General features: G+C 65.4%; 28 protein-coding genes and 1 pseudogene. 17 read left to right on the top strand and 12 right to left on the bottom strand.

The genetic code is table 11. The annotated features are described in order from the left end of the window. Positions 1 to 121 precede the first annotated feature (121 nt). The 6 genes from EBS_RS08045 (at position 122) to serS (ending at position 6562) form a co-directional block, all read left to right on the top strand. Positions 122 to 2383, top strand: coding sequence for a DNA translocase FtsK (locus EBS_RS08045; protein WP_082000005.1), 2262 nt, complete (start codon positions 122 to 124; stop codon positions 2381 to 2383). A 3-nt stretch (positions 2384 to 2386) separates the two neighbouring features. Continuing rightward, on the top strand, positions 2387 to 3118 hold the full coding sequence (gene lolA / locus EBS_RS08040; protein WP_052199419.1) for an outer membrane lipoprotein chaperone LolA: 732 nt from the start codon (positions 2387 to 2389) through the stop codon (positions 3116 to 3118). Further along, entirely contained in the window at positions 3105 to 4436 is a 1332-nt protein-coding gene (locus EBS_RS08035) for a replication-associated recombination protein A (protein ID WP_043108158.1), read from the top strand. Before lolA ends, EBS_RS08035 begins: the two co-directional genes overlap by 14 nt. Positions 4437 to 4598: 162 nt before the next feature. Further along, positions 4599 to 4976, top strand: coding sequence for a fluoride efflux transporter CrcB (gene crcB / locus EBS_RS08030; protein WP_043108157.1), 378 nt, complete (start codon positions 4599 to 4601; stop codon positions 4974 to 4976). Further along, positions 4973 to 5281 carry a DUF190 domain-containing protein gene (locus EBS_RS08025; protein ID WP_043108156.1) on the top strand — a complete coding sequence of 103 codons (309 nt, stop codon included), beginning with the start codon at positions 4973 to 4975 and terminating at the stop codon, positions 5279 to 5281. The genes crcB and EBS_RS08025 overlap by 4 nt, the downstream gene beginning before the upstream one ends. A gap of 3 nt (positions 5282 to 5284) precedes the next feature. Next, positions 5285 to 6562, top strand: coding sequence for a serine--tRNA ligase (gene serS / locus EBS_RS08020; RefSeq protein WP_043108155.1), 1278 nt, complete (start codon positions 5285 to 5287; stop codon positions 6560 to 6562). Positions 6563 to 6928: 366 nt separating this feature from the next. Here serS and EBS_RS08015 read toward each other — a convergent pair whose 3' ends face one another. Both EBS_RS08015 and EBS_RS14275 read right to left on the bottom strand, forming a co-directional pair. Continuing rightward, on the bottom strand, positions 6929 to 7594 hold the full coding sequence (locus EBS_RS08015; protein ID WP_043108154.1) for a rhodanese-like domain-containing protein: 666 nt from the start codon (positions 7592 to 7594) through the stop codon (positions 6929 to 6931). A 121-nt stretch (positions 7595 to 7715) separates the two neighbouring features. Then, positions 7716 to 7886: a hypothetical protein gene (locus EBS_RS14275; protein ID WP_171816217.1), complete on the bottom strand. Its 171-nt coding sequence runs from the start codon at positions 7884 to 7886 to the stop codon at positions 7716 to 7718. Positions 7887 to 8204: 318 nt separating this feature from the next. Here EBS_RS14275 and EBS_RS08010 point away from each other — a divergent pair, with 318 nt between their 5' ends. Continuing rightward, complete coding sequence (locus tag EBS_RS08010) at positions 8205 to 9005, top strand: DUF3530 family protein (protein WP_043108151.1); 801 nt, start codon at positions 8205 to 8207, stop codon at positions 9003 to 9005. Positions 9006 to 9015: 10 nt separating this feature from the next. On the opposite strand, the gene EBS_RS08005 is transcribed toward EBS_RS08010, so the two are convergent. After that, complete coding sequence (locus EBS_RS08005) at positions 9016 to 10134, bottom strand: HupE/UreJ family protein (protein ID WP_052199418.1); 1119 nt, start codon at positions 10132 to 10134, stop codon at positions 9016 to 9018. Positions 10135 to 10198: 64 nt separating this feature from the next. On the opposite strand from EBS_RS08005, the gene EBS_RS14030 reads away from it, so the two are divergent. Further along, on the top strand, positions 10199 to 10612 hold the full coding sequence (locus EBS_RS14030; RefSeq protein WP_171816216.1) for a hypothetical protein: 414 nt from the start codon (positions 10199 to 10201) through the stop codon (positions 10610 to 10612). After that, positions 10525 to 10953, top strand: a complete 429-nt coding sequence (locus EBS_RS07995) for a DUF4198 domain-containing protein (RefSeq protein WP_043108143.1) — start codon at positions 10525 to 10527, stop codon at positions 10951 to 10953. Before EBS_RS14030 ends, EBS_RS07995 begins: the two co-directional genes overlap by 88 nt. Positions 10954 to 11049: 96 nt before the next feature. Here the strand turns inward: EBS_RS07995 and EBS_RS07990 are convergent, their stop codons facing one another. The 5 genes from EBS_RS07990 to EBS_RS07970 form a co-directional block, all read right to left on the bottom strand. Further along, the gene (locus tag EBS_RS07990; protein ID WP_043108141.1) at positions 11050 to 11388 is read right to left on the bottom strand and encodes a Rieske (2Fe-2S) protein; all 339 of its coding nucleotides are present in this window, start codon (positions 11386 to 11388) and stop codon (positions 11050 to 11052) included. Next, positions 11388 to 12512: an anthranilate phosphoribosyltransferase gene (locus EBS_RS07985; RefSeq protein WP_408065668.1), complete on the bottom strand. Its 1125-nt coding sequence runs from the start codon at positions 12510 to 12512 to the stop codon at positions 11388 to 11390. The genes EBS_RS07990 and EBS_RS07985 overlap by 1 nt, the downstream gene beginning before the upstream one ends. A 73-nt stretch (positions 12513 to 12585) precedes the next feature. Beyond that, positions 12586 to 13473, bottom strand: a complete 888-nt coding sequence (locus tag EBS_RS07980) for a carbon-nitrogen hydrolase (RefSeq protein WP_043108140.1) — start codon at positions 13471 to 13473, stop codon at positions 12586 to 12588. Continuing rightward, positions 13470 to 14525: an agmatine deiminase family protein gene (locus EBS_RS07975; protein WP_043109506.1), complete on the bottom strand. Its 1056-nt coding sequence runs from the start codon at positions 14523 to 14525 to the stop codon at positions 13470 to 13472. Before EBS_RS07975 ends, EBS_RS07980 begins: the two co-directional genes overlap by 4 nt. 168 nt (positions 14526 to 14693) lie before the next feature. After that, complete coding sequence (locus EBS_RS07970; RefSeq protein ID WP_052199417.1) at positions 14694 to 14978, bottom strand: hypothetical protein; 285 nt, start codon at positions 14976 to 14978, stop codon at positions 14694 to 14696. 132 nt (positions 14979 to 15110) lie between these two features. Here EBS_RS07970 and EBS_RS07965 point away from each other — a divergent pair, with 132 nt between their 5' ends. Then, positions 15111 to 16358 carry a lipoprotein-releasing ABC transporter permease subunit gene (locus EBS_RS07965; protein ID WP_043109501.1) on the top strand — a complete coding sequence of 416 codons (1248 nt, stop codon included), beginning with the start codon at positions 15111 to 15113 and terminating at the stop codon, positions 16356 to 16358. Further along, complete coding sequence (lolD, locus tag EBS_RS07960) at positions 16351 to 17031, top strand: lipoprotein-releasing ABC transporter ATP-binding protein LolD (protein WP_043108138.1); 681 nt, start codon at positions 16351 to 16353, stop codon at positions 17029 to 17031. The genes EBS_RS07965 and lolD overlap by 8 nt, the downstream gene beginning before the upstream one ends. Positions 17032 to 17034: 3 nt before the next feature. Here the strand turns inward: lolD and EBS_RS07955 are convergent, their stop codons facing one another. Further along, the gene (locus EBS_RS07955; RefSeq protein ID WP_043108136.1) at positions 17035 to 17559 is read right to left on the bottom strand and encodes a DUF2062 domain-containing protein; all 525 of its coding nucleotides are present in this window, start codon (positions 17557 to 17559) and stop codon (positions 17035 to 17037) included. Between the two features lie 262 nt (positions 17560 to 17821). Between EBS_RS07955 and EBS_RS07950 the strand changes: the two genes are divergently transcribed. From EBS_RS07950 to EBS_RS07935, 4 genes are all read left to right on the top strand, one after another. Then, positions 17822 to 18838, top strand: a complete 1017-nt coding sequence (locus tag EBS_RS07950) for an amino acid ABC transporter substrate-binding protein (RefSeq protein ID WP_043108135.1) — start codon at positions 17822 to 17824, stop codon at positions 18836 to 18838. 97 nt (positions 18839 to 18935) lie between these two features. Next, positions 18936 to 20123: an amino acid ABC transporter permease gene (locus tag EBS_RS07945; protein WP_052199416.1), complete on the top strand. Its 1188-nt coding sequence runs from the start codon at positions 18936 to 18938 to the stop codon at positions 20121 to 20123. Positions 20124 to 20132: 9 nt separating this feature from the next. Then, complete coding sequence (locus tag EBS_RS07940; RefSeq protein ID WP_052199627.1) at positions 20133 to 21248, top strand: amino acid ABC transporter permease; 1116 nt, start codon at positions 20133 to 20135, stop codon at positions 21246 to 21248. A gap of 10 nt (positions 21249 to 21258) precedes the next feature. Then, positions 21259 to 22029, top strand: a complete 771-nt coding sequence (locus EBS_RS07935; RefSeq protein WP_043108134.1) for an amino acid ABC transporter ATP-binding protein — start codon at positions 21259 to 21261, stop codon at positions 22027 to 22029. Positions 22030 to 22197: 168 nt separating this feature from the next. On the opposite strand, the gene EBS_RS07930 is transcribed toward EBS_RS07935, so the two are convergent. Further along, on the bottom strand, positions 22198 to 22506 hold the full coding sequence (locus EBS_RS07930; RefSeq protein ID WP_052199415.1) for an EscU/YscU/HrcU family type III secretion system export apparatus switch protein: 309 nt from the start codon (positions 22504 to 22506) through the stop codon (positions 22198 to 22200). Beyond that, a complete protein-coding gene (fliK, locus tag EBS_RS07925) occupies positions 22503 to 23612 on the bottom strand; it encodes a flagellar hook-length control protein FliK (protein WP_043108132.1) in 1110 nt (369 codons plus the stop codon). The genes EBS_RS07930 and fliK overlap by 4 nt, the downstream gene beginning before the upstream one ends. 162 nt (positions 23613 to 23774) lie before the next feature. Here fliK and EBS_RS13000 point away from each other — a divergent pair, with 162 nt between their 5' ends. Together EBS_RS13000 and EBS_RS07915 are read left to right on the top strand one after the other, a co-directional pair. Continuing rightward, positions 23775 to 24071: a hypothetical protein gene (locus EBS_RS13000; RefSeq protein ID WP_052199414.1), complete on the top strand. Its 297-nt coding sequence runs from the start codon at positions 23775 to 23777 to the stop codon at positions 24069 to 24071. Between the two features lie 74 nt (positions 24072 to 24145). Then, a pseudogene (locus tag EBS_RS07915) lies at positions 24146 to 25319 on the top strand (cation:proton antiporter domain-containing protein). A 3-nt stretch (positions 25320 to 25322) separates the two neighbouring features. On the opposite strand, the gene EBS_RS07910 reads toward EBS_RS07915, so the two are convergent. Further along, entirely contained in the window at positions 25323 to 25856 is a 534-nt protein-coding gene (locus EBS_RS07910; protein ID WP_043108131.1) for a lipid-binding SYLF domain-containing protein, read from the bottom strand. Positions 25857 to 25989 lie beyond the last annotated feature (133 nt).

The raw sequence follows: 25989 nt of genomic DNA, 5'->3' as shown, positions 1-25989 counted from the left end.
CGACCCTGTTGTGACCCCGGTTGGGCAGGCCGTCGGGTTTTGTGGAATAATCTGGAAATTGCACGAGATTCCAAACATATCCACTTGATTTGACAAGGTTGAACGGGCGTTGAATGCCTCTTTGAACAAGCGCCTCAAGGAAGCGGGCTTTCTCTTTTTGCTGGCACTCGGCAGCTTCTTCATGATGGCCCTGCTGAGCTATTCGCCGGAGGACCCGAGCTGGAGCTACGTCGGTCCCCGGGTGCAGGCCGAGAACGCCGGCGGGCCGGTCGGTGCCTGGTTTGCCAGCGTGCTGTTCTCGCTGGTGGGGGTGATGGCCTACCTGTTCCCGCTGATGCTGATCTGGTTCGGCTGGATGCTGTTCCGCGAGCGCAACGACACCGAACCCCATCCCTACCTGTGGATCGCCCGCGGCACGGGATTCGTGCTCACGCTCATGGGCGCGACCACCCTGGCGGCCTTGCACCTGCGCGGCGGGGCCGGCGACCTGCCGGAGGGGGCGGGCGGTATCCTCGGCCTGGCGCTGGCCGACGGCCTGGTGGCGGCGCTCAGTCACGCCGGCACCAGCCTGCTGATGCTGGCCGCCGTGCTGATCGGTTTCACCTTGTTCACGGGCATCTCCTGGCTGTCGGTGATGGACGCGCTTGGCGACTTCGTGCTCAAGGTACTGCGCCAGGCGCGTGATCTCTGGCAGTTGCTGAGCGAGCGCCGCCAGGCGCGGCAGATGAAGCAGGAGCGCCAGGCGGTGCGCCTGAAGGAGCAGAAGCGGGTCGAAAAGAAGCCGCCGCCGGTGATCGAGAAGCCCAGGCGACAGCCGCGCGAGAGCGTGCGTGTGGAGAAGGAAAAGCAGCTCACCCTGCTGGAACCGCCGCCCAACGCCGCGCTGCCGCCGCTGAGCCTGCTCGATCCACCGCAGCCCAGTGTGCGGCGCATGTCCGAGGAAGACCTGCAGAAGATGTCGGGCTTGGTCGAGCGCAAGCTGGCCGACTTCGGCGTCACCGCCGAGGTGGTGGCGGTGCACCCGGGGCCGGTGGTCACGATGTTCGAGCTGTCGCTGGCGCCGGGCACCAAGGCCAGCAAGGTCACCGGCCTGGCCAAGGACCTGGCGCGTGCCCTGTCCACCATCTCGGTGCGGGTGGTGGAGGTGATCCCGGGCAAGTCGGTGATCGGCCTGGAGATCCCCAACGCCGAGCGCGAGATTGTCTATCTGAGCGAGATCCTGCGCTCCGAGGCCTACGACAGCTCGAAATCGCCACTCACCCTGTCGCTGGGCAAGGACATTGTCGGCGAGCCGGTGGTGGCCGACCTGGCGAAGATGCCGCATGCCCTGATCGCAGGCACCACCGGTTCGGGCAAGTCGGTGGCCATCAACACCATGATCCTCAGCCTGCTCTACAAGGTCACGCCCGAGGAGGTGCGGCTGATCATGGTCGACCCCAAGATGCTGGAGCTGTCGGTCTACGAGGGCATTCCCCACCTGCTCACCCCGGTGGTCACCGACATGAAGGACGCGGCCAATGCCCTGCGCTGGTGCGTGGCCGAGATGGAGCGGCGCTACCGGCTGATGGCTGCGCTGGGGGTGCGCAATATCGGCGGCTTCAACAAGAAGGTGCGCGAGGCGCTCAAGGCCGGCGAGCCGATCAAGGACCCGTTGTTTCAGCCGGAGCCCGACCCGCTGGCCGAGGAACCGCCTCAGGCCCCCGACCTGGCCCCGCTGCCCTACATCGTGGTCATCATCGACGAGCTTGCCGACATGATGATGGTGGTCGGCAAGAAGGTCGAGGAGCTGATTGCGCGCCTGGCGCAGAAGGCGCGCGCCGCGGGCATCCACCTGCTGCTCGCCACCCAGCGGCCCTCGGTGGACGTGATCACCGGTCTGATCAAGGCCAACATTCCCTCGCGCATCGCCTTCCAGGTTTCCTCGCGCGTGGATTCACGCACCATCCTCGACCAGATGGGCGCGGAGCACCTGCTGGGGCACGGCGACATGCTCTACCTGCCGCCGGGCACCAGCATCCCGCGCCGGGTACACGGCGCCTTCGTGGACGACCACGAGGTGCATCGCGTGGTGGCGCACCTCAAGCAACTCGGCGAGCCAGAATACATCGACGAGATCGTGCAGGAACCCAGCGAGCCGATCCCGGGTCTATCTCCCGAGGCCGCCGGTGTCGATACCGAGGATGCCGACCCGCTGTTCGACGAGGCGGTGGCCATTGTCACCGAGTCGCGCCGTGCCTCCATCTCCGGGGTGCAGCGGCGGCTCAAGATCGGTTACAACCGGGCCGCTCGCCTGGTCGAGGAAATGGAACGGGTCGGCATCGTCAGCGCGCCGGACGAGCGCGGCAACCGCGAGGTGCTGGCTCCACCTCCACCCAAGGACTGAAGCATGAAAAGACTGTTCATTCTCCTGCTGCTGGCCGCCGGCCAGCTCGCTGTCGCCGGACCGGGCCGCGAGGCACTGGATCGTTTCAGCCAGGGGCTCACCACGCTCGAGGCCCGTTTCGAACAGGCGGTGCTGGATACCGAAAACGCCCGTCAGGGACTGTTCCACGGGGTGCTGTTGCTCAAGCGCCCTGGCCGCTTCCGCTGGGACTATGTGATGCCCGAGCAGCGGCACATCATCGCCGACGGCCACGACCTGTGGATCGTGGAAGACGACCTCAACCATGTCACCAAGGTCTATCAAAAGGCCGCGCTCAAGGGTTCGCCGGCGAAGATCCTGCTGGCCCAGGAGCCGGTGGACAAGGAGTTCAACGTGGTCGAGCTGGGCGAGCGCCAGGGCCTGCAATGGTTGGAGCTCTCGCCGAAGGATGCCGAGAGCGACATCCTGCGCATTCTGGTCGCCTTCAAGGGCGACGAGTTGCGCAAGCTCGAGCTGACCGACCAGTTCGGGCAGATCTCGCGCTTCACCTTCTTCGAGGTCAAGCGCAATCCCGCGCTCGACGACAGCCTGTTTACCTACCAGCCGCCGCCCGACTGGGACCTGCTGAATCAGCAGAACTGGCCCCCTGTCCCGTCTGCCCCGCAAGAGGCATGGGCACGATCGGGGGCTGCAGGGTCGCGCGGGGTGCGGTCTTGCGGCACGGAATCGGTACAATCGCGGCATGGACACCGCTGACCTGTTCGCCGCCGAAACCGCCGCCAGCCAGCCGCTGGCCGATCGCATGCGTCCGCGCAGCCTCGAGGAGTACGTCGGCCAGGGGCATATCCTCGGCGAGGACAAGCCTCTGCGTCGGGCCATTCTCTCCGGGCATCTGCACTCGATGATCCTCTGGGGGCCGCCGGGCACCGGCAAGACCACCCTGGCGCGCCTGCTGGCCAATCACGCCGGGCATCGCTTCATCACCCTTTCTGCGGTGCTCTCCGGGGTCAAGGAGATCCGCGCCGCGGTCGAGCAGGCGCGCCAGACCCTGGCCGCCGAGGGGCGGCCGACCCTGCTGTTCATCGACGAGGTGCACCGTTTCAACAAGGCCCAGCAGGATGCCTTCCTGCCGCACGTGGAAGACGGCACCTTCGTGTTCGTCGGTGCCACCACCGAGAATCCCTTCTTCGAGCTGAACAATGCGCTGCTTTCGCGCGCCCGGGTCTATGTGCTCAAGGCGCTCGACCGCGAGGCGGTCCGCACCCTGCTCGAGCGCGCCGTGAACGATACCGAGCGCGGGCTGGGGGAGCTGGGGCTGCACCTGGACGACGATCAGCTCGAGCTGCTGGCCGAGGCGGCCGATGGTGATGCCCGGCGCGCACTCAACCTGCTCGAGATCGCCTCCGACTTGGCCGAAGATGGGCGTATCCCCCAGACGGTGCTCGAAGAAGTCGTCTCCGGCCAGGTGCGGCGTTTCGACAAGGGGGGCGAGGCCTTCTACGACCAGATCTCGGCGCTGCACAAGTCGGTGCGTGGCTCGGCGCCGGATGCCGCGCTCTACTGGTTGGCGCGCATGCTCGACGGCGGTTGTGATCCGCTGTACATCGCCCGCCGCGTGGTGCGCATGGCCTCGGAAGACATCGGCAACGCCGACCCGCGCGCCCTGCAGATCGCGTTGAACGCCTGGGAGGTACAGGAACGGCTGGGCAGTCCCGAGGGTGAGCTGGCGATCGCCCAGGCGGTGGTGTACCTCGCCTGCGCGGCGAAGAGCAATGCGCTCTACAAGGCCTTCGGGCAGGCCATGAAGCTGGCCCGCGAGTCCGGTTCGCTGGAGGTGCCGCTGCACCTGCGCAATGCGCCCACCCGGCTGATGAAGGAACTGGACTACGGCAAGGCCTACCGTTATGCCCACGACGAACCGGGGGGCTATGCCGCGGGCGAGAACTATTTTCCCGAGGCGCTGGCCGGCACGCGCCTGTATCACCCGGTCGATCGTGGCCTGGAGATCCAGATCGGCGAGAAGCTGCAACGGCTGGCGGAGCTGGATCGGCAGGCGCGAAAAGAGGAGTCGTGAATTCGCGGCGGGGACGTCGCTCCTGCAGGTAGGAGGCCCGTCCCCGGGCCGAACATCGTCCCGCCGCTGCCCGGTACCCTCTTCAGGATGCAAATCGGGGGAGGCCGCGCCGATGAACCGCGCCCGATGGGGTAGAATGCGCCTTTTTGCGGAGAGGGTTGCGTGAACCAGGTGCTGGCTATCGCGGCAGGAGGGGCCATCGGCGCGGTGATGCGTTTCGGCGTGTCCTCGGCGGTCTATGGCTGGCTGGGACGCGGCTTCCCCTGGGGCACCCTGGCGGTGAATCTGCTCGGTTCGCTGGCAATGGGCTTCCTGTCGGTGTTCATGCTCGAGCGCCTGGCCCTGGGCTCGGAATGGCGCGCCTTCGTGCTGGTGGGCCTGTTGGGCGCCTTCACCACCTTCTCGACCTTCTCCATCGAGACTTTGACCCTTGTGCAGGAGGCGCTCTACGGGCGTGCCCTGCTGAACGTGCTGGTGAGCGTGACGGCCTGCGTGGTCGCCGCCTTCGCCGGCGTGATCCTGGCGAGGCAGATCGGATGACGACGAGCGACGTGACCGTGGTGCGCATCTATTGCAGCGAGAAGGGCGGGGAGCACCGCCGCCTGCTGGACCTGTTGCACGACCGCGAGCAGGTTGCGGGGGTCACGGCCTTTCGTGGCATTGCCGGCTTCGGCGGTTCGGGACGGATCCACGAGACCCACCTGCTGGACATCTCGCTCGACCTGCCTGTGATCATCGAATTCTTCGACCGCCCCGAGCGGGTCGAGGCGATCATGGAACACCTGCGCCCGCTGGTGAAGCCGGGCCACATGATCGCCTGGCCGGCGCGGGCCAACCTGGACTGAGACATGCTGGACCCCAAACGTTTCCGTACCGAACTCGACGAGATCGCCGCGCAACTCGCGCGTCGCGGTTTTGCCCTGGACACCGACCGCATCCGCGCGCTCGAGGAGCGCCGCAAGGCCCTGCAGGTGCGCACCCAGGAGCTGCAGAACGAGCGTAATACTCGCTCCCGGTCCATCGGTCGTGCCAAGGCCGCGGGCGAGGACATCCAGCCGTTGCTCGATGCGGTGGCCGACCTCGGTGAGCAGCTCAAGGCCGCCGAGGCCGAGCTGGCCGAGGTGCAGGGTGCGCTGCGCGAGATCCTGCTCGGCGTGCCCAACCTGCCGCATTCCTCGGTACCCGATGGCGAGGATGAAGACGACAACCGCGAGGAGCGCCGCTGGGGCGAGCCGCCCGCATTCGATTTCGAGCCGAAGGACCACGTCGACCTCGGCGAGGCGCTGGGGGGGCTGGATTTCGATGCCGCGGCGAAGATCACCGGTTCGCGCTTCGTGGTGATGCGTGGCGACATCGCCCGGCTGCATCGCGCACTCACCCAGTTCATGCTGGACGTGCACACCACCGAGCACGGCTACGTCGAGACCTATGTGCCCTACATGGTCAATGCCGACAGCCTGTACGGCACCGGCCAGCTGCCCAAGTTCGCCGAGGACCTGTTCCACCTCGAGGGCACCGACTATCACCTGATTCCCACCGCCGAGGTGCCGGTGACCAATCTGGTGCGCGATGTCATCCTCGAGGCCGGCGAGCTGCCGTGTCGCTGGGTGGCGCATACCCCCTGCTTCCGTTCCGAGGCCGGCGCCTACGGGCGCGACACCCGGGGCATGATCCGACAGCACCAGTTCGACAAGGTGGAGCTGGTGCAGGTGGTGCGGCCCGAGGAATCGTTCGAGGCACTCGAGCAGCTCACCGGCCATGCCGAGGCCATCCTGCAGAAGCTGGGGCTGCTCTACCGGGTAGTCACCCTGTGTACCGGCGATCTGGGTTTCTCTGCCACCAAGACCTACGACATCGAGGTCTGGCTCCCGGGGCAGGGCAAGTATCGCGAGATCTCGTCCTGTTCGAACTTTGTGGACTTCCAGGCGCGCCGCCTGCAGGCGCGCTGGCGCAACCCCGAGACCGGCAAGCCCGAGCTGGTGCATACTCTCAACGGTTCCGGCCTGGCGGTGGGTCGCACCCTCGTCGCCGTGCTGGAGAACTACCAGCAGGCCGACGGCAGCGTGATCGTTCCCGAGGCATTGCGCCCCTGGATGGGCGGGCAGGAAGTCATCGAGCCGGCCTGAGGGTCGGCCTCGCGACTCAGCGCACCGAGGCGATCATCAGCAGGATCAGTGCCAGAACGGCACCGAACACGCCGATCACCGCAGCCCAGTCGCCCTTCTGTGCCTTGGGGCTGTTCTGGCTCCAGTGCTTGTAGGCCGGCTACAGGAAGAACAGCATCATCACCCCAGCGACCAGGCTGAGAATCTTCATCCAGTCCATTCGGTTTCCTCGATAAGTCGATTCGCCCATTGTGCCGTTCGAGCGGTCTGGCGTCATCCTCTGAACGACAGGCAAAAAAAGAGGCGGCCGTTTGGCCGCCTGAACGTCGCACGAGGATGCGTACGGCGTACCGGCACCGCGGCGCCGGTACGCAATGGGGTATCTTGTCAGGGCTTCACAGTGCTCAGGCCCAGAATCTCCCAGTCCTGCATGCCGCCGCGGTACCACTTGATCTTGTGTGCCGGGTAGCCGAAGCGCAGCAGGTTCTTGATGTTGTTCGGTGACTGGCCGCACCACATGCCGTTGCAGAACATCACCAGCGTCTTGGCGTTGGAGAAGTCCCACAGACCCTCGATCTCCTTGGCGCCGAACTGGTCGGTCAGGATCTCGCCGATGGAGATGGGGTCGGCACCCTTGGCCGGGTTGAGCTTGGTCCAGGGAATGTTCACGGCGCCCGGGATGGTGCCCCTGGCCACCCAGTCGGGGGTACGCGAATCGACCAGCATCACGCTCTTGTCGCCCTCGGCCATGCGCTTGATGTAGCCGATGAGCTCGACCTCGCCGATGGTCTCCACGCCCGGTGCCAGCTTGATCGGCTGAATGCAGAAGGGCGGGCAGGGACGCGAGGTCTTGGCGAAGGACGGGTTGACGGTGTTCTTGGTGTTCTGATTACGCATGATCGTAATCTTCTTGCCGTTCACCGTGCCTTCGAATTTTTTCAAGGTGGGGGTGATGCCGACCTTCATGTTGCCATGGGCGGCTGCCAGTGCACCGCCGGCGAAGGCGAGGGAGCAGGCCAGGATGCCGGTACTGATGAGTGTCTTGAGTTTCATGTCGAAGTTGTCCTCCCGGGTGGAATGCCCGTATTGTTTTTTTCACATGATCGGTCGCGTCACGACCATTTCGGTATCGGCCCTTCCTTGCCGTGAATCGCTTCCGATGCCTCAGTGACGGTCAGTCACATTCGGGTTCCTCGTCTTCTTCGCCCTTGTTGTCGTCAGGGGTCTTGGTGTCGTTGTCTGCTGCGGCGATGCAGGAAGGTGCGGCCGAGAGCGCGGCCAGGACGCTTCCCTGCCATGCCAGGATCAGAGCCAGTGCGACGAAAAGGATCTGCACAAAACGCATTTGCTTACCTCCTGGCCTGCGGGCCGTGCGAACAGGCCTGGCGCCTGTTTGTTGGGGGACTATGTTGCTCTTCACACGTGGCGGCACGGGGACGTCCGGGACGCTGTCGCGTTTCCACGCGGCCACACTATAGACCAAAAGTTGGGTCGCGCAAACTGCAGAAGCATTGCCTAACACACTGATTGGAAAGGAAAAATTAGGACATTACTGACATCCTTGGTGGCAGCGTGTCAGAAGTGTCAGTCGCTTGTCGGGCGGGCGGCGGCTCGCTAGAGTGACTCTCCCACGCGCCCCGGACGACCGAAGAGATAGCGTTTCATGAAAGCCATCCTGTGCAAGCTGTCTCTCGTTTTCTGCCTGCTGTGCGGCCCTGTGGCCTGGGCTGCTGGACCCGACCTGGAGCGTGAGCAGCGCATGGCCGAACAGATCGTGGATGCGATCCTCGACGGTGAGCCGGTGGAACTGACGGCCGAAGGTCGGGCTTTCCTTGGCATCTATACCGAGGCCGAGCAGCCCCGCGGCAGCGTGCTGATCCTGCATGGCCGGGGCTTCCATCCCGAGCGGGCGGAGGTGGTGCAGCCGCTGCGCGTGGGCCTGGTCGAGCATGGCTGGAACACCTTGTCGATCCAGCTGCCGGTTCTGGACAAGCAGGCGAAGTGCTTCGACTACATCTGGCTGTTTCCTCATGCCATGCCGCGTATCGAGGCGGCCCTGGACTACCTGGCGGCGCAGGGCGGGGGACCGGTAGTGATCGTCGCGCACAGTTGTGGCTCGCACATGGCGCAGCACTGGATTCGCGAGAAGGGCGAGGCAGCCCTGAAGCGCTTCGACGCCTATGTGGGGATCGGCATGGGTGCCACCGATTACCGGCAGCCCATGGTGGAACCTTTCGTGCTCGACCGCATGCCCATGCCGGTGCTCGATGTCTATGGCGAGAACGACTACCCCGCGGTGCTACGCATGGCGCCGGAGCGGGCGGCCATGCTGGAGAAGATCGACAACCCGGTATCGCGCCAGGTCGTGGTGCCGGGTGCCGATCACTATTTCACCGACATGAACGAGGTGCTGGTGGAAGTGGTGGCGGAATGGCTGGACCAGGCCTTTCCCGCCTCCGAGTGAACCTGTCGTTTCAGACGCCGGTCAAGAATATCCGTTCCCAGGTCCACCACAGGCCGATCGCCGCGATCGCCAGCGAGACCGGCACCACGATCAGCCGCCGATAGCGTTCGCCACTCGACCAGGGCAGCACCAGCAGCCAGGCGCCGCCGATCACCGCCAGTTGGCCGAGTTCCACGCCCAGGTTGAAACTCAGCAGGGCGGGCAGGTACTGCGATTCGGGCAGACCCAGCTCGGTCAGCACCCCGGCAAAGCCCATGCCGTGCAGCAGCCCGAAGCCGAACACCAGCGCCACCCGCCAGGGCTTGAGCTGTGGCGACAGGATGTTCTCGATGGCAACGAAGGCGATGGAGGCGGCGATCAGCGGCTCGACGATGGCCGGCGACAGCGCGATCAGGCCGTACACCGAGAGCCCCAGGGTGAGGGTGTGTGCCAGGGTGAAGGCCGTGACCTGGTAGAGCAGCGGACGCCAGTGGGTGCTGAGCAGGAACAGGCCGAGCACGAACAGGATGTGGTCGGCGCCCTTGGGCACGATGTGGGTGAAGCCGAGTACGACGTAGTTGCGGAAGACCTGGGCGGCAGATGGTTCGACCAGGCCCGCGATGTCCACCGGGTCGCTGGGGCGGCCGTCGCGCAGCCAGGCGGTGTACAGCTTCGGCTCGCCGGGCAGGCGCACGCGCAGCACGTTGTCACCCAGGCGCCGGGGCCAGGCCCAACGCAGGGATCGGCTGCCCGGTGGCACGGTCGCCTCCAGGACCAGCTCGCTGGTGCGGGCGACGGAGGTATCGGGTGCATCGGGGATGCGGACTTCGCGCAGACGCAAGACGGCGGGATGCGCGTCGAAGCTCAGGCGGAGTTCGCGCAACAGGGTGTCGATGGCGCGTCGGGTCTCGGCGGCCAGTGCCTCGGGTGACAGGGCGCGCAGGGCACGGTACCGTGCCGCCTGCGGCGCGTCGTTGGTGTTCTTGTGACGGGTGCCGATGCCGGCCAGCAGGGCCTCGAGATTGGCCTTGACCGTGACCGTCACCGCCGGGGCCCTGGACAGGTCCACGGTGATGACCGGGGGGCGCAGTTCGTGGGCCGGCGTGGCGGTGATGCAGAACAGCAACGACAGGATGACGAGGAGGCGCATGAGATACCCGGTTCGAAGAGCACGTTGGCGGCGCATTATGCCCTTTTGCCTGCTGCTGACGTACTTGCCCGCGTGGTCGGCACGGGCGCACGACTTCTGGCTCCAGCCCTCCGACTTCACCCCCAAGGCCGGTGCGCGGGTCGGGCTTTCGCTGCATGTCGGACAGGATTTCGGGGGCGAGGTGTTGCCACGCATCGACGAGTGGATCCGGCGTTTCGAATATCACGATGTCAGCGGTCTGCATCCGGTGCCGGGTGAGCTGGGTGACGACCCGGCCGGTTATCTGCCGGCGGTACGCAGCACCACCCTGGTCGCCTACGAGGGCGAGCGCAATGGCGTGAAGCTCGAAGCGCCAAAGTTCCACGCCTATCTGCGCGACGAGGGGCTGGAGTGGGTGATCGCCGAGCGCGCGCGGCGCGGCGCGGCGAGGCCGACTGGCCGGCCCGCGAGTGGTACACCCGGCACGCCAAGGCGCTGATCTGTGTCGGCGAGGGCACGCCGGGCTGGGACTACCGTTTCGGCCTGCTGCTGGAGCTGGTGCCCCTGAACGATCCCTGTGCCTGGCGACCGGGATCACCGTTGTCGATGCGCCTGCTGTTCCGGGGGCGTCCGATCGAGGGTGTCCAGGGGGTCGCCTATCGCGACGCCGACCCGCAACACAAGATCCGTCAGCGCACCGATGCCGAGGGGCGGGTCTCGCTGCCACTCGAGGGGCACGGGGTCTGGCTGATCAAGGCCGTGCACATGGAGCGTGCGGATGAGCAGGACACCGACTGGGACTGGGGCAGCTTCTGGGCCTCGTTCACCTTCGCGGGGTGAGGCGGTTTTCAGGCACCCGCCCGGCACGCTAACCCAACGGCCTGCGCACCACGTGACGTGCGGGGAGGGCCCGGGGCGGGGGGGCGCTCTGCCGGATCAACGTCGGCAGCGGGATTCGGGTCGCGTCTGCTCGGGGTCGACCCACACCTGGCCGTCTTCTACCTTCACCCGATAGCTGCAGATCGGTTCGTCGGCCGGTTCTTCGTCCGGCTCGCCGGTGGCCAGGTCGAAGTAGCTGCCGTGCAGCGAGCACTTGATGCGCCGGCCCTTGATGCACCCCAGGGCCAGGGAGTAGTCCTCGTGGGTGCACATCTCGTCGACCACGTAGAAACCGTCCTCGGCACGCACCAGCAGCAGGCGACGACCGTCGAGTTCGAAGGCCTTCATCTCGTCGACCGCCAGTTCGTCCGCGGCAGCGATGGCGACGAAGCCCATCAGACCACCCGCTCGGCGGCGCGACCGGAATCGAGGATGGCGCGCAGTTGTGCCGCCGCGTCGGCCAGCGAGTCGGCCCGTCCCAGGTGATGCAGGATCAGCGCGCCCGAGTACACCAGCGAGTCATAGGTCGCTCCCTTCTCGCCGCGCAGCGCGGCCAGGCCCAGCTCGGCGGCGCGTTGTGCCCCGGCGGCGGTGTCGGTGATGGTCACCGCGCCTTCGCCCTTCGGCGTCTGCGGGATGTCTTCGGGCACCGGCACGCAGCGGTGCTCGCTGGCGATACCGATGCTCGCCGGGTCGATGTCGTGGCTGGTCTCCTCTCCGCCGTCATGATAGGCGAAGTACTTGCCGGCCTGGCGCAGCGAGGGAATGACACCACCTTCCACGCCGCGCACCAGCAATGCCGAATCGAAACCGGCATGGCGCGCCAGGTCGGCATACACCGGCGGGTAGGGCTTGTGCACATAGCCGGTGACGAAATGGGTCTTCTGGCGTCCGGTGATCGGCTTGGCCAGCACTTCGACGGTGGTGATCACCGAGCGCTTGATCATCTTGCGGCGAAGCTCGATCAGGTTGTGCAGTTTGGGGGCGAAGTTTGCCTGGTCCACGTAGGCCCAGCCGGGGCCGTCGGACAGGCGACGCGCCGCGGCCCGGGTGTCGAGATCGACGTCCACCCCGGCGGCGGCCAGCACGTGTCGGTGGGTGATGCCGTACTTGGGGCCGACCCGGTCGAGGCCGTGGCTCACCGTGGCCACGCCGGCCTCGGCGAGCAGGGCCGGCAGGAAGGGCGAGGCCGGCAGGGTGCGGGTGTAGCCGTCGTTGGGGTCGGCCAGATCGAGTACCTCGTCCACCTCGGCGGCGGCCCGGTCGGTGGTCTCGAGGATGGCCGAGAGCACGCCGCGGTTCTCCTCGCGGGTCTCGCGCTTCATGCGCAGGGCGATCAGGAAGATGGCGGCGCGTACCGGGTCGACCGCGTCCTCGAGCAGGCCGAGCATGCCCAGGCAGGCCTCGTCCTCGGCGATGTCCTTGGACAGGTCGGGGCCGGTGGCGATGCGTTGGATGATGGAGGCCATCATGGCGTCGAGTTCGTCGGGGGAGGGAAGCGTGGCGGTGCTCATGATCATCCGTCTCTCGGTTGACAACGGGGCGAAGTATAGGGGATGGCTCGGCGGGAGAAACCGTCCAAAGGGCACTGAATCAGTCGTCGCGCCAGCGGCGGGTCAGTTCCGCATAGGCGTCGATGCGTCGGTCGCGCAGGAAGGGCCAGATGCGCCGCACCGGTTCGCTGCGCGCCAGGTCGATCTCTGCCAGCAGCAGCGTCTCGTCGCTGCCGGCCTCGGCCAGCAGCTCGCCCTGTGGGCCGCAGACGAAGGAGTGGCCCCAGAAATCGATGCCGGGGTCGCCCGCGCGTGGCGAGGGCTCGAAGCCGACGCGGTTGCAGGCTGCCAGCGGCAGGCCGTTGGCCACCGCATGGCCGCGTTGCACGATGCGCCAGGCATCGAGCTGGCGCTGGCGTTCGTCGTCGGGGTCGGTGCGGTCCCAGCCGATGGCGGTGGGGTAGAGCAGCAGCTCGGCGCCGGCCAGTGCCATCAGCCGCGCCGCCTCGGGATACCACTGGTCCCAGCACACCAGCACGCCGAGCCGGCCGACCGCGGTGTCGATGGGTGTGAAGCCGCTGTCGCCGGGCGTGAAGTAGAACTTCTCGTGGAAGCCCGGGTCTTCGGGGATGTGCATCTTGCGGTAGCGGCCGGCGATGCGGCCGTCGGCGTCGAGCACCACCGCCGTGTTGTGGTGCAGGCCGGTAGCGCGGCGTTCGAACAGCGAGGCAACGATCACCACCTCGTGTTCGGCGGCCAGCTGGCCGAGGACCTCGGTAGTCGGTCCGGGGACGGGCTCGGCCAGGTCGAAGTTTCGCGGGTCTTCGCTCTGGCAGAAATAGGCGCTGTTGTGCAGTTCCTGCAGCAGTGCCAGGCGTGCGCCCCGGGTCGCGGCGGCGCGGATCTGCTCGGTGATATGCGCCAGGTTGTGTTCGGCATCACCCCGGTGGGCGTGCTGGGTCAGTGCGATGGTCAGCTTGCGGCTCATCGGGTGTCCTCGCCGCTGCACAGCGGCAGCGCTTGCGGGTATTGCATGGTCAGGCAGTGCAGACTGCCATTCTGTCGGATCACTGGCCGGCAGTCGATGGGGACGATGCGCCGGCCGGGTATCACCTCGGCGAGAAGGCGTGCCGCCTCCGCGTCGGCCGGTACCCCATAGACCGGCAACAGCACCGAGCGATTGGTGACCAGGAAGTTGGCATAGCTGGCGGGCAGGCGGCGGTCGTCGGCATCGTGGTGTTCGCCGGCGAAGGGCAAGGGGATCAGCCGGTAAGGGCGGCCCTCGGCATCGCGGAAGGTGGCCAGTTGCGCGGCCATCGCCGCCAGGGCCGCGTGATCGGGATCACCCGGTGGGGCGGTGATGTGCACGATGGTGTGCGGGTCGGTGAAGCGTGCCAGCACGTCGATGTGGGCATCGGTATCGTCGCCGCTCAGCACGCCGTGGTCCAGCCACAGGAAACGCGAGAGACCGAGGTGTTCGCGCAGCAGCGCCTCGATGTCGGACTGGCCGAGTCCGGGATTGCGTATCGGGTCGAGTACGCTGGAGCGGGTCGCCAGCAGGGTGCCCCGGCCGTCGGTCTCGATGGCACCGCCTTCCAGTACCAGCTCGTGTTGGCGCAGCGGGGTGTCAGCAAAACAGCCCTGGGCATGCAGGGCGGCGGTGATGGCGTCGTCGCGCCGGGCAGCGAACTTGCCACCCCAGCCGTCGAAGCGGAAGTCGTGCAAGCGGGGCTTGCCATCGTTCAGCGTGGTCAGCGGGCCGTGATCACGCGCCCAGGTGTCGTCGCTGTCGGCCAGGCTCCAGAGCAGCCGGGCCGGGGCAATGCCGGCCTGTTGGAGCAGGCCCTGCACGTGCTGCCTGTGGTCGAGATCACGGCAGACGCAGAGCAGGGGCTCGTCGGCGGTAATTGCGCGGGCGATCTGCAGGAAGACCGCCTCGACCGCTGGCAGGTCGTCGGCCCAGTCGGTGCCGGGATGCGGCCAGGTGAGCTGAACGCCTGCCTGCGGTTCCCGCTCGGCAGGCAGTCGGGACAGCAGCATGGTGTTCAATGAACCTCTGGGCAAGTCGTGGAACGCCACCTCGTCGCCGAGATCCGCCGTTGCGGCGTTGCCAATCTTTCCAATAGCTCGCTGTTCCGTGCGATTGGCGCCTTGAAGCGGCGTATTTCGATCGGGGATTGCATCGTTCCGGAATTGTTTACAGGTTCCTTAGCGCTTGACGACGCTGTGGATGGCCCGGTCGTGCTCGAAGAAGACGCTGAAATTCGGGTAGTCCCAGCGGGTAATGGGCGGATCGCCCACCGGCCCCTTGATGGCCAGAGGCTTGCCGAAGCGGTCTTCGACCTGAGACATGGTCTCGCCGCCACGGGGACGCAGCAGGCCCTGCGGGCTGTTGGGCGGCTGTTGCTCGATGGCTTCGATCAGCAGGGTCTCGGCAGAGGCGCCGGCGCCGAGGCTGAGAAGAACGATCACTAGGGCCAAGGCTCTGTACATGGGGGCTCCCTGATGCAAGCAGGTGGCTCCTGCCACCGACCTTCCAAGTGTACAAGTGACAGCGCGGCTGGCAAGTGCTTCGCGTCACAGAGGCTGCCGCCGATCGGCGGCAGTTGTGGTCTAATGTGCGCCATGTTTCGTCCGGTATCCCTGTTCGTCGGTCTGCGTTATACCCGCTCGCGGCGCAGAAACCATTTCATCTCCTTCATCTCGCTGTTCTCCGCGCTGGGGATCGCGTTGGGGGTGATCGCGCTGATCACCGTGTTGTCGGTGATGAATGGCTTTCACAAGGAGATCCGCGAGCGAATCCTGGGCATGGCCTCGCATGGCGACGTGCAGGCGCTCGACGGCAGCATGGAGGAATGGCGCCTGGCCATGGAGCAGGTGCGCCGGCACCCCGAGGTGCTGGCCGCTGCGCCCTATATCCAGGCGCAGGCCATGCTCACGCACAATCAATATGTCTCCGGCGCACTGATACGTGGCGTGGATCCGGCGCTCGAGAAGGACGTGGTGGACGTGGCGCAGCACATGCGCGAGGGTCGCCTGGATGATCTGAAGGCCGGGCGTTACGGCATCATTCTCGGCCGCGAGCTGGCGCAGGCGCTGGCCGTGGATGTGGGTTCGAAAGTCACCCTGGTGGTGCCGCAGATGACGGTCACCATCGCCGGCAGCATGCCGCGCCTGCGGCGCTTCACGGTGGTCGGTATCTTCGAGGTCGGCATGCACGAGTACGACAGCGGGGTGGCCATGATCCACATCCGCGACGCCGCCAGGCTGCTGCGCATGGGCGACGCGGTCACCGGCGTGCGCATCCGCATCCGCGACGTGTGGCAGGCGCGCCGGGTGTCACTGCAACTGGCCAACAGCCTGCCCGGTGTCTACCGGGTGCTCAACTGGACCGACTATCACCGCAATTTCTTTGCCGCGCTGAAGATGGAGAAGCGCATGATGGGCCTGCTGCTGTTCCTGATCGTGGTGATCGCGGCCTTCAACATCATCACCACCCTGGTCATGATGGTAGTGGACAAGCAGAGCGACATCGCCATCATGAAGACCTTTGGCGCCTCGCCGGGGATGATCATGCGCATCTTCGTGGTGCAGGGCGCGACCCTGGGGGTGGTCGGTACCGTGCTGGGCACGGTGCTGGGCCTGTTGCTGGCCTTCAACGTGGAAGATGCGGTGGCGGCCATCGAGCGCGCCTTCGGCATCCATTTTATCGATCCCAGCGTCTATTACATCAGCAAGCTGCCGTCTGACGCGCAGTGGCCGGACGTGATGATGGTGGCGGGCGGTTCACTGCTGCTCAGCCTGTTGATGACCCTGTACCCGGCCTGGCGGGCCTATCGCACCGAACCGGCGGAGGCGTTGCGCTATGAGTGATGTCGTCCTGCACGCCGAGGCCCTGCACAAGGCCTTTCAGCTCGGGCCGGACCGGGTGGAGGTGCTGCGCGGCGTGGACCTGGCGATCAAGCGCGGTGACCAGCTTGCCATCGTCGGTGCCTCGGGCTCCGGCAAGAGTACCCTGCTGCATTGCCTGGGCGGGCTGGAACCGCCAGACCAGGGGCGCGTGGTCCTGGCGGGACACGATTTCGGCGGCCTGCCCGAGCCGGCGCGCGGACACCTGCGCAACCGCCACATCGGATTCATCTACCAGTTCCATCACCTGCTGCCCGAGTTCACCGCCCTGGAGAACGTGGCCATGCCGCTGCTGATCCGCGGTGACCGCCCGGTGCAGGCCGAGGCGGCGGCGACCGCCATCCTGCAACGGGTGGGACTCGGCGAGCGCCTGCGCCACAAGCCGGCCGAGCTGTCCGGCGGCGAGCGTCAGCGCACCGCCATCGCGCGGGCGCTGGTGACCAATCCCTCGTGCGTGCTGGCCGACGAGCCGACGGGCAATCTCGATCCGCAGACCGCGCAGTCGGTCTATGAACTGCTGCTCGAGATGCATCGCGAGCAGGGCACGGCCTTTGTCATCGTCACCCACGACCACACCCTGGCGCGGCGCATGCAGCAGGTGATGGAACTGCGCGACGGACGTCTCGAGCCGCTCTGAGCTTCAGAAACGTCGGTGGCGATGTTGCCGCCGGGCGTGATACTGGCGCACCACGTGCCAGCGCCAGAATCCGCGCATGCCGATATAGCCCAGCACCCCGGCGACTACTCCGACCACGAAACTGCCGAAGTACAGCGGCAGCCAAATGGCATGCAGTTGCGAACCGATCCACTCCAGACTCATCCGGAATTCGCCCACGTCTGCCGGTTTGCCCAGTATCCAGGTGCCCACCAGGTAGTTGAAGTAGAACACTGGCGGCATGGTCAGCGGGTTGGTCAGCCATACCAGTGCCACCGCGATCGGCAGGTTCACCCGCATCACGACGGCGGTGAGTGCCGCCGCGATCATCTGGAAGGGGATGGGGATGGAGGCCCAGAACAGTCCCGCGGCGAAGGCGTCGGAGACCGAACGACGGTTCATGTGGAACAGGTTGGGGTCGGCCAGGAAGTGTGCCAGCCAGCGCAGGTGCCGGTGGTTCCGCACCGTGTGCGGATCGGGCGTGTAGCGCTTGAGCAGTTTACGGGGCATCGTGCGGCGATATGGGAGGCTGGTTGGCTGGGCGGCATTGAATCACGAGACGGTGCTCTGTACCAAGTGGCGGGGGCGGTAAATTTGGTGCCATTCGGGCCTGCAAGTGCTCGAAAATGGTGCATCTTGACATTGTGTTCACGCGTGCCTTGACCTGCACCGGAGGGCACGCGACACTTGGCTCGATTCGGCCTGCTGGCCGGAGATCACCCGAAGAAGACCCATCGCCTTGTCGAGACATAGACGGAGGATACTAATGAAAATGAAACACTTGCTTGCCGGCGGTTCCCTGCTGGCGCTCAGCACCTTGCCGGTTGCGCACGCCGGCGCCACCCTGGACGCCGTGAAGGCCAAGGGCTTCGTTCAGTGTGGCGTGTCCACCGGCCTGCCCGGTTTCTCTGCCACCAACGACAAGGGTCAGTGGACTGGTCTCGACGTGGACGTGTGTCGCGCGGTAGCGGCCGCCGTGTTCGGCGATTCCTCCAAGGTCAAGTACACCCCGCTGACCGCCAAGGAGCGTTTCACCGCCCTGCAATCCGGTGAGATCGACATGCTCTCGCGCAACACCACCTGGACCTTGACCCGCGACACCAACCTCGGCCTCAACTTCGCCGGGGTCAACTACTACGACGGCCAGGGCTTCATGGTGCACAAGAGCCTGGGCGTGAAGAGCGCCACCGAGCTGGACGGTGCGGCGATCTGTATCCAGGCCGGCACTACCACCGAGCTGAACCTGGCTGACTACTTCCGCTCCAAGGGCATGAAGTACACCCCCATCACCTACGACACCTCGGACGAGACGGTGAAGGGCTTCGAGGCCGGTCGTTGCGACGTGCTCACCTCCGACCAGTCTCAGCTGTACGCCCTGCGCATCAAGCTGAAGGATCCGGACAGCGCCATGGTGCTGCCCGAGATCATCTCCAAGGAGCCGCTGGGTCCGGTGGTTCGCAACGGCGACGACGACTGGCTGAAGGTCGTGCGCTGGGCGCTGTTCGCCATGATCAACGCCGAGGAGATGGGTGTCACCTCGAAGAACGTGGACGAGATTCGCAAGACCACCAAGGATCCGGGCAAGCAGCGCCTGCTGGGCCTGTCGGGCATCAAGGGCCAGGGCCTGCAGATCCGCGACGACTGGTCCTACCAGATCATCAAGCAGGTGGGCAATTACGCCGAGGCCTTCGAGCGTAACGTTGGCCAGGGCTCGCCGCTGAAGATCGCCCGCGGCATCAACGCCCTGTGGAAGGATGGCGGCATTCAGTACGCTCCGCCGATCCGCTGAGCGATGGGCATCCCGCCGGTCCGGCGGGGTGCCTGGTTTCTTTTTGGGGGGGCGCCTTGCGCCCCCGATCTTCTGATATAGACCTGTATTTAGATCCATGAGCGACGCAAGCACCGAAAAGGCGCCGGCCGCGGCGAGCTTCTGGCGAGACCCTGAAAAACGTGCCTGGCTGTTTCAGATCCTGGTAGTGGCCGTGGTACTCGCGCTGTTCGGCTATATCTTCCAGAACACCCTGCACAACCTGGAGAAGCGTGGCATCAGCACCGGCTTTGCCTTCCTGAACAATGAGGCGGGCTTCGGGGTTCTGATGAGCCTGATTCCCTACGACGAGACCTATACCTTCGGTCGCACCTTCCTGGTTGGCCTGCTCAATACCCTGCTGGTCTCGGTGATCGGCATCGTGTTTGCGACCCTGTTCGGATTCATCATCGGCGTGGCCCGGCTGTCGTCCAACTGGATCATCAGCCGCCTGGCGGCGCTGTACATCGAGATCTTCCGCAACATCCCGCTGTTGCTGCAGATCCTCTTCTGGTATTTCGCCATACTGCCCTTGCTGCCGCACCCGCGGCAGAGCATCGCGCTGGGGGAGGCGGTGTTTCTCAACAAGCGCGGCATGTGCCTGCCGGCACCGCTCACCGAGCCGGGCTTTGGCTGGGTGGTGGCGGCGCTGGGGCTGGCAATCGTCGCCTCGGTGTTCATCGCGCGCTGGGCGCGCCACCGCCAGGAGGCCACCGGCCAGACCTTCCCCGTGTTCTGGACCTCGCTGGGGCTGATCGTCTTCCTGCCCTGGCTGGCCTTTGGCATCACCGGCTTTCCCCTGTCGTGGGAATACCCGGCGCTCCGGGGGTTCAACTTCCGTGGCGGTATCACCGTGATTCCCGAGCTGTTCGCGCTGGCGCTGGCGCTGAGCATCTATACGGCGGCCTACATCGCCGAGATCGTGCGCTCGGGCATCCAGTCGGTCAGCCATGGTCAGACCGAGGCCGCCCATGCCCTGGGTCTCAAGCCCGGGCAGACCCTGCGGCTGGTCATCATCCCGCAGGCGATGCGGGTGATCATTCCGCAGCTCACCTCGCAGTACCTCAACCTGACCAAGAACTCCTCGCTGGCCCCGGCCATCGGCTATCCTGACCTGGTGGCCCTGTTCGCCGGCACCACGCTCAACCAGACCGGGCAGGCGGTCGAGATCATCGGCATCACCATGGGGGTGTATCTCACCATCAGCCTGAGCATCTCGGCCTTCATGAACTGGTACAACAAGCGCATGGCGCTGGTGGAGCGGTAGGAGATGGACATGAGCGAAGGCAAGACCGACTACATTCCGGGCCAGTACCCCGATCTGCCGCCGCCGATCACCGAGGTCGGCGTGATCGGCTGGCTGCGCCAGAACCTGTTTTCCAACTGGTGGAACACCGGGCTCACCTTCCTGGGCCTGTACCTGGTCTACCTGATCTTCATGCCGCTGATCCAGTGGGCCATCATCGATGCCGACTGGGTAGGCGACTCGCGCGAGGCATGTACTTCAGGCGGGGCCTGCTGGGTGTTCGTCCGCGTGCGCCTCGACCAGTTCCTGTACGGCTTCTACCCGGTGGGCGAGCAGTGGCGGGTGAACCTGGCCGGCCTGCTGCTGGCGGTCACCATCGCCTGGCTGACGGTGCCGAAGATCCCGGGCAAGCGCTATGCCGGCCTGTTTGCCCTGGTGATCTTTCCAGTGATTGCCTACCTGCTGCTCAGCGGAGGCAGTTTCGGCCTCGAGCCGGTGGAGACCACCATGTGGGGTGGCCTGATGCTGACCCTGATCCTGGCCCTGGTGGGCATCGTGGCGGCCTTCCCGCTGGGTATCCTGCTGGCGCTCGGAAGACGTTCGAACATGCCCATCGTGCGCGCGCTGAGCGTGGCCTTCATCGAACTGTGGCGCGGCGTGCCGCTGATCACCGTGTTGTTCATGTCCTCGGTGATGCTGCCGCTGTTCCTGCCCGAGGGGGTCAATTTCGACAAGCTGCTGCGCGCGCTGATCGGTATCGTACTGTTCCAGTCGGCCTATATCGCCGAGGTGGTGCGTAGCGGTCTGCAGGCCATCCCCAAGGGGCAGTACGAGGCCGCCGACGCGCTGGGTCTGAGCTACTGGAAGAAGATGGGCCTGGTCATCCTGCCGCAGGCGCTCAAGTTGGTGATCACCGGCATCGTGAATACCTTCAACGAGCTGTTCAAGGACACCCCGCTGGTGATGATCATCGGCCTGCTCGACCTGCTGGCCATCATCAAGGCCGCACTGGAAGACCCCAACTGGCTGGGTTACTCCATCGAGGGTTACACCTTTGCCGGCTTGGTGTTCTGGTTGTTCTGCTTCGGTATGTCGCGCTATTCCATGGCCATCGAGCGCAAGCTGCATACCGGACACAAACGTTGAGGTTTACATCATGAGCGAAAACAAGACCCACCACGTGCCCGAAAACCTGCCCGCGGTGCAGATGCAGGGTGTGCACAAGTGGTACGGCGAGTTCCACGTGCTCAAGAACATCAACCTGGATGTGGCGCGTGGCGAGCGCATCGTCATCTGCGGGCCTTCGGGGTCGGGCAAGTCGACCATGATCCGCTGCATCAACCGGCTCGAGGAACACCAGAAGGGTCACATCGTGGTGGACGGTACCGAGCTGACCAACGATGTGAAGAACATCGAGATCATCCGCCGCGAGGTCGGCATGGTGTTCCAGCACTTCAACCTGTTCCCGCATCTCACGGTGCTCGAGAACTGTACCCTGGCTCCCATCTGGGTGCGCAAGATGCCCAAGGCCGAGGCCGAAGAGATCGCCATGCACTATCTGGAAAAGGTGCGCATCCCCGAACAGGCCAACAAGTATCCCGGGCAACTCTCTGGCGGCCAGCAGCAACGCGTGGCGATCGCACGCAGTCTGTGCATGAGCCCGCGCATCATGCTGTTCGACGAACCGACTTCCGCACTCGATCCCGAGATGATCAAGGAAGTGCTCGACACCATGATTGAACTGGCCGAGACCGGCATGACCATGCTGGTGGTGACCCACGAAATGGGTTTTGCCAAGACCGTGGCCAACCGCGTGGTGTTCATGGATGGTGGCGAGATCATCGAGGTCAACGAGCCCCATGAATTCTTCGACAACCCGCAGCACGAACGCACCCAGCTGTTCCTGAGCCAGATCCTGCAACACTGAGGGCAGGTCGGGCCTCGATCCAGCTGAAATGTGGGTCGGGCTTTCGCCCGACAGGGTGGGCCGCCCCCGGACCGAGCCAACGGAACCTCCGGCCCCCCCTCCCCCCGCTCACGGGGGAGGGCAGCAGGTGGATGAACATGGATTCTTGCGTTCCGTTGTGACAGGTCTTCAGTTTTCCTGGGGCTCGTTTCCCCGGGGCGTCTTCCCCGCCACCAGGTAGGCAAACCCGATGACCTCGGCCACGGCCCGGTAGAGGGCTTCGGGTACTTCTTCGCCCAACGGGATCTGGACCAGGGCGGTGGCGAGTTCCGGATTGGGATAGAGCGGTACGTCGTGTTCCTCGGCCAGCTTCACGATCTGCTCGGCGGTCAGCTCGCGTCCGCTGGCGGTCACTTTCGGCGCGTTCTGGCCGTCGTAGCGCAGGGCCACGGCGATGTCGGTGTTGCCCGAGACGGTGTGGGGCGGACGGCGTTTCATGCCTGTTCGTCCAGCAGGCCGGTCGGGGGTGCCGTTCCAGGGCGGGATGGAATACCTTCCAGGCTGCTCAGGGCGGCGACCTTCAGACCGGCATCTCTCAGGCGGGTATCCAGGCGGGGCAGGGCCTGTTCGAAGCGCCTTGCGGTTGCCCGTTGCTGCGAATGGAAGGCGCAGCGGACCTGGCCATCGCACAGGCTGACCCGCGCACTGACTTTCCCCAGTTCACCGAAGTCGAAATGGATGTCCACCCGCCAATCGGTCGAGGGCGCGTCCTCGGTGGACGTTCTTCGGTCCTGTTCAATGTGGATCGTCACCTCCTGGTGTTGTGTGCCCTGGCGCAGCGGCAATTCGAACTGCCATACCTGCCGGTTGGGATCGTCGCCGGGCAGGGCGCGTGCCTGGTGTTGCTGGATGCGTCCCAGTTCGCCCTCGACCAGCGCCAACAGGCGGTTGAGGAGCTGGTCGGCGCGGGGGCGGGGGGTGTCGTCCGCAGCGAGTCCCTCGGCAGAGGGGGCGGTGCGGCCCTCCGGCAGCAACTGTCGGCGCAGGCGCAGGAGTATCAGCTTGCGGTCGTCAGCCGGGGGTGGAGTGCCCGCGGCCAGGTGTGCTTCCAGAAAGAGCCCGGACCGCTCGAATTGGTGACGTACTGTCGCCGCGTTCAGTTGATCCGTCGACACGCCGGTCTTGAGCGCGGCGGCCGTGATGCGTGCCAGGGGGGACGCTTCGGCCTCCTCCAGAGCGAGCCGGGCCAGTTGCTGGCGGATTTCGGTGGCGGAGAGCTGGCGTGCCAGGGCGTGACGCAGCAGTGTGATCGGTGGGGCCGCGCGTTGCGGCGCCTCGGGCAGGATGCGCAGTATCGGCATGGGCAGGCCCTGTTCGACGCGCAAGCGGAGTCGCGTCCCGGCGGTCAGGGGAGTGCTGCTCTGCGCGGCCAGTGTCGTGCCCCCGATGCGCAGTAGTACCTGTCCGAGGCGCGCCTCGAGTACCTGGGCCTGTACCTGCTGTCCGGGGCGCAGCCGCGCCAGTAACGCGGCAGTGTCGCCTGTCGAGCGAGTGCGCTCGACTACCAGTGGCAGGCCTGGGCGGATGTTGGGAATCTCCGACATGATATGACCTTATCGGCTGCGGGACGGGAAAGTTCAGTACTTGTCCTGGGGGCGCGACCCCCGCAGCCCTTTCCTGTACGCCGACAAGGCTGCTAGGATGTCCATTGCCCACCCGGGCGTGACATTTCGTTGTTTTTCATGTTGTTCCAAGGAGGGATTACCATGACACCTTTTCGTACCTTCAAGATCCTTGCGCCGCTGTTCCTTGGCGCTATCGTGACGGCCCTGCCGGTGCACGCGGCCTCGCCCGCGCAGTGCAAGACACTGTCCAAGAAGACCTGCAGCGCCAACCCGGGGTGCACCTGGGTTGATGGATATGTCCGCAAGGACGGGCGCAAGGTGAAGGCCTATTGCCGCAAGGTCTCGCGCAAGGCGAGCAAGGACCCGGTCGGTTCCGGGTCGAAGAAGCTCGGGGCCAAGGCCAGGAAGAAGGCCAAGGTGCCGGCCGGGACGCGCTGACCCACGATCCCGAACCGGGAGAACAGGGTCTTTCCGGGGTATCCGTGCCGGGGCTCGCTTGCTAAGGTTCCGGCATGGATACCGGTTCCATCGGCTTTACCATCTTTATCGTGTTCACGGGCGCGGCGGTGTTCGCGACCGCTGCGCTCTATGCCCGGCAGCCGTTGCTGATGGCCTATATCCTGCTGGGCATGCTGCTCGGCCCCTGGGTCTGGGCTGGGTCAGTGATCCGGACCTGGTACGCGAAATTGCCGAGTTCGGCATCATGTTCCTGTTGTTTCTTCTGGGGCTGAACCTGCAACCGCAGGACCTGCTTCACATGGTGCGCAAGACCACCCTGGTGACGTTGCTCAGTTCCGCAGTGTTCTTCGTGGTGGGGTTCGCGGTGGCGCTGGCGTTCGGCATGACGCTGATGGAGTCGGCGCTGGTCGGCGGGGCGGTCACCTTCTCCAGTACCATTATCGGCCTCAAGCTGCTGCCGACGACCATTCTTCATCACCAGCATACCGGTGAGGTCATCGTCAGTATCCTGCTGTTGCAGGACCTGCTGGCCATCGTGCTGCTGCTGGTTGTGCAGGGCAGCAGCGGCGGTAGCATGCCGCTTTTGGAACTGCTCAAGCTGCTGGGTGCGTTGCCGGCGTTGGTGTTGCTGGCCTGGCTGGGCGAGCGCTACCTGTTGCTGCCACTGATCCAGCGCTTCGACCGCATTCAGGAGTACATCTTTCTGATGGCCATCGGCTGGTGCCTGGGCATGGCCGAACTGGGACAGTTGATGGGGCTGTCGGTCGAGATCGGTGCCTTCATCGCAGGGGTGACCCTGGCTTCCAGCCCGATTGCCCTGTTCATTGCCGACAGTCTGAAGCCCCTGCGCGACTTCTTTCTGGTGCTGTTCTTCTCTTCTTTTCACTGGGCGCGGGTTTCGATCTGGGCATGATGACCTCGGTACTGCTGCCGGCATTGCTGCTGGCAGTCGCCCTGTTGCTGCTCAAGCCGCCGGTGTTCCGCCTGCTGCTGCACCGCACCGGCGAATCCCTGCGCCGTTCGCACGAGATCGGCTATCGCCTGGGGCAGATGAGCGAGTTCTCGCTGTTGCTCGCGGTGCTGGCGCAGGAAAGGCAGGTGATCGGTGCCGAGGCGTCCTACCTGATCCAGCTCGCTACCCTGCTGACCTTTCTCGCCTCGTCCTACCTGATCGTCATGCGTTTCCCGACGCCGATCGCGGTGTCCGATCGTCTGCGGCGCGACTGAGTCTCAGCGCGGGTCGAAGGTGAACTGCTGGCCGCCGACCGAGGCCTCGGCCATCAGGCCGCCCTTGGGCAGGGTGAACACCGCGACACCGCCATGGTAGTCGGCATTGAGCGCTGCCCCCTTGTCGGCTACCGCGGCCGAGGCCTGAGCGTCGAATTCGAGTTTTTCGCGCTTGAAGCGATCCAGTGCCGCCTGGTCGCGGAAGAAAATGATCTCGCTGTAGGCCTGGTCGCCGAACTGGAAGCCGATGCTGACCTGGCGCAGTTCGCTGAAGCCGATGACCTGGCCACGCCGATAGACCACGCCCTTGCCATAGGCGCCGCCCAGCCAGAAGCCGGCCTTGCCGACCGTGGGATAGACTGCCCAGCCCAGTGCATTGTTGAAGAAGCGCTTGAGGGATGGGTCCTTGCGCTTGAATTGCTGGATGGTGATCGAGGCTTCCTGCATCAGTTCCCGGCGTTCGGCCGGGTCCCAGCCGGCAGGCGCATTCGAGACGAAGGAGAGCAATACCGAAAGCAGCAGCCAATTACGCAACATGGATGAACTCCGCAGGGTGATTGAGTAGGTTGTCTGTTGTGTCACGGGGAGCCTCCGATCAAGTCCCCCTCCCGCTTGCGGGGGAGGTCAGGAGAGGGGAAAAGACCTGTTTCGCCCCTCTCGGTCTCCCCTG

The organism is endosymbiont of unidentified scaly snail isolate Monju (assembly GCF_000801295.1).
Taxonomy (GTDB): Bacteria; Pseudomonadota; Gammaproteobacteria; order Chromatiales; family Chromatiaceae; genus MONJU.
Note: the sequence above shows the minus strand (reverse complement) of the source record. Positions and strands in the feature narration are given on the sequence as shown.

Excerpts from the sequence above, each read along its gene's own strand:
- fliK (WP_043108132.1), bottom strand. The coding sequence starts at position 23,612 with ATGTCGGAGATTCCCAACATCCGCCCAGGCCTGCCACTGGTAGTCGAG.
- EBS_RS07970 (WP_052199417.1), bottom strand. The coding sequence starts at position 14,978 with ATGTACAGAGCCTTGGCCCTAGTGATCGTTCTTCTCAGCCTCGGCGCC.
- EBS_RS07975 (WP_043109506.1), bottom strand. The coding sequence starts at position 14,525 with ATGCTGCTGTCCCGACTGCCTGCCGAGCGGGAACCGCAGGCAGGCGTT.
- EBS_RS07945 (WP_052199416.1), top strand. The coding sequence starts at position 18,936 with ATGAGCGACGCAAGCACCGAAAAGGCGCCGGCCGCGGCGAGCTTCTGG.
- EBS_RS08025 (WP_043108156.1), top strand. The coding sequence starts at position 4,973 with ATGACGACGAGCGACGTGACCGTGGTGCGCATCTATTGCAGCGAGAAG.
- EBS_RS08035 (WP_043108158.1), top strand. The coding sequence starts at position 3,105 with ATGGACACCGCTGACCTGTTCGCCGCCGAAACCGCCGCCAGCCAGCCG.
- EBS_RS07985 (WP_408065668.1), bottom strand. The coding sequence starts at position 12,512 with ATGATCATGAGCACCGCCACGCTTCCCTCCCCCGACGAACTCGACGCC.
- lolD (WP_043108138.1), top strand. The coding sequence starts at position 16,351 with ATGAGTGATGTCGTCCTGCACGCCGAGGCCCTGCACAAGGCCTTTCAG.
- EBS_RS07990 (WP_043108141.1), bottom strand. The coding sequence starts at position 11,388 with ATGGGCTTCGTCGCCATCGCTGCCGCGGACGAACTGGCGGTCGACGAG.
- EBS_RS07935 (WP_043108134.1), top strand. The coding sequence starts at position 21,259 with ATGAGCGAAAACAAGACCCACCACGTGCCCGAAAACCTGCCCGCGGTG.
- EBS_RS07940 (WP_052199627.1), top strand. The coding sequence starts at position 20,133 with ATGAGCGAAGGCAAGACCGACTACATTCCGGGCCAGTACCCCGATCTG.
- EBS_RS14275 (WP_171816217.1), bottom strand. The coding sequence starts at position 7,886 with ATGCGTTTTGTGCAGATCCTTTTCGTCGCACTGGCTCTGATCCTGGCA.
- EBS_RS07980 (WP_043108140.1), bottom strand. The coding sequence starts at position 13,473 with ATGAGCCGCAAGCTGACCATCGCACTGACCCAGCACGCCCACCGGGGT.
- EBS_RS13000 (WP_052199414.1), top strand. The coding sequence starts at position 23,775 with ATGACACCTTTTCGTACCTTCAAGATCCTTGCGCCGCTGTTCCTTGGC.
- lolA (WP_052199419.1), top strand. The coding sequence starts at position 2,387 with ATGAAAAGACTGTTCATTCTCCTGCTGCTGGCCGCCGGCCAGCTCGCT.
- EBS_RS07910 (WP_043108131.1), bottom strand. The coding sequence starts at position 25,856 with ATGTTGCGTAATTGGCTGCTGCTTTCGGTATTGCTCTCCTTCGTCTCG.
- EBS_RS07955 (WP_043108136.1), bottom strand. The coding sequence starts at position 17,559 with ATGCCCCGTAAACTGCTCAAGCGCTACACGCCCGATCCGCACACGGTG.
- EBS_RS07950 (WP_043108135.1), top strand. The coding sequence starts at position 17,822 with ATGAAACACTTGCTTGCCGGCGGTTCCCTGCTGGCGCTCAGCACCTTG.
- EBS_RS08005 (WP_052199418.1), bottom strand. The coding sequence starts at position 10,134 with ATGCGCCTCCTCGTCATCCTGTCGTTGCTGTTCTGCATCACCGCCACG.
- EBS_RS07930 (WP_052199415.1), bottom strand. The coding sequence starts at position 22,506 with ATGAAACGCCGTCCGCCCCACACCGTCTCGGGCAACACCGACATCGCC.
- EBS_RS08015 (WP_043108154.1), bottom strand. The coding sequence starts at position 7,594 with ATGAAACTCAAGACACTCATCAGTACCGGCATCCTGGCCTGCTCCCTC.
- EBS_RS08010 (WP_043108151.1), top strand. The coding sequence starts at position 8,205 with ATGAAAGCCATCCTGTGCAAGCTGTCTCTCGTTTTCTGCCTGCTGTGC.
- serS (WP_043108155.1), top strand. The coding sequence starts at position 5,285 with ATGCTGGACCCCAAACGTTTCCGTACCGAACTCGACGAGATCGCCGCG.
- EBS_RS07965 (WP_043109501.1), top strand. The coding sequence starts at position 15,111 with ATGTTTCGTCCGGTATCCCTGTTCGTCGGTCTGCGTTATACCCGCTCG.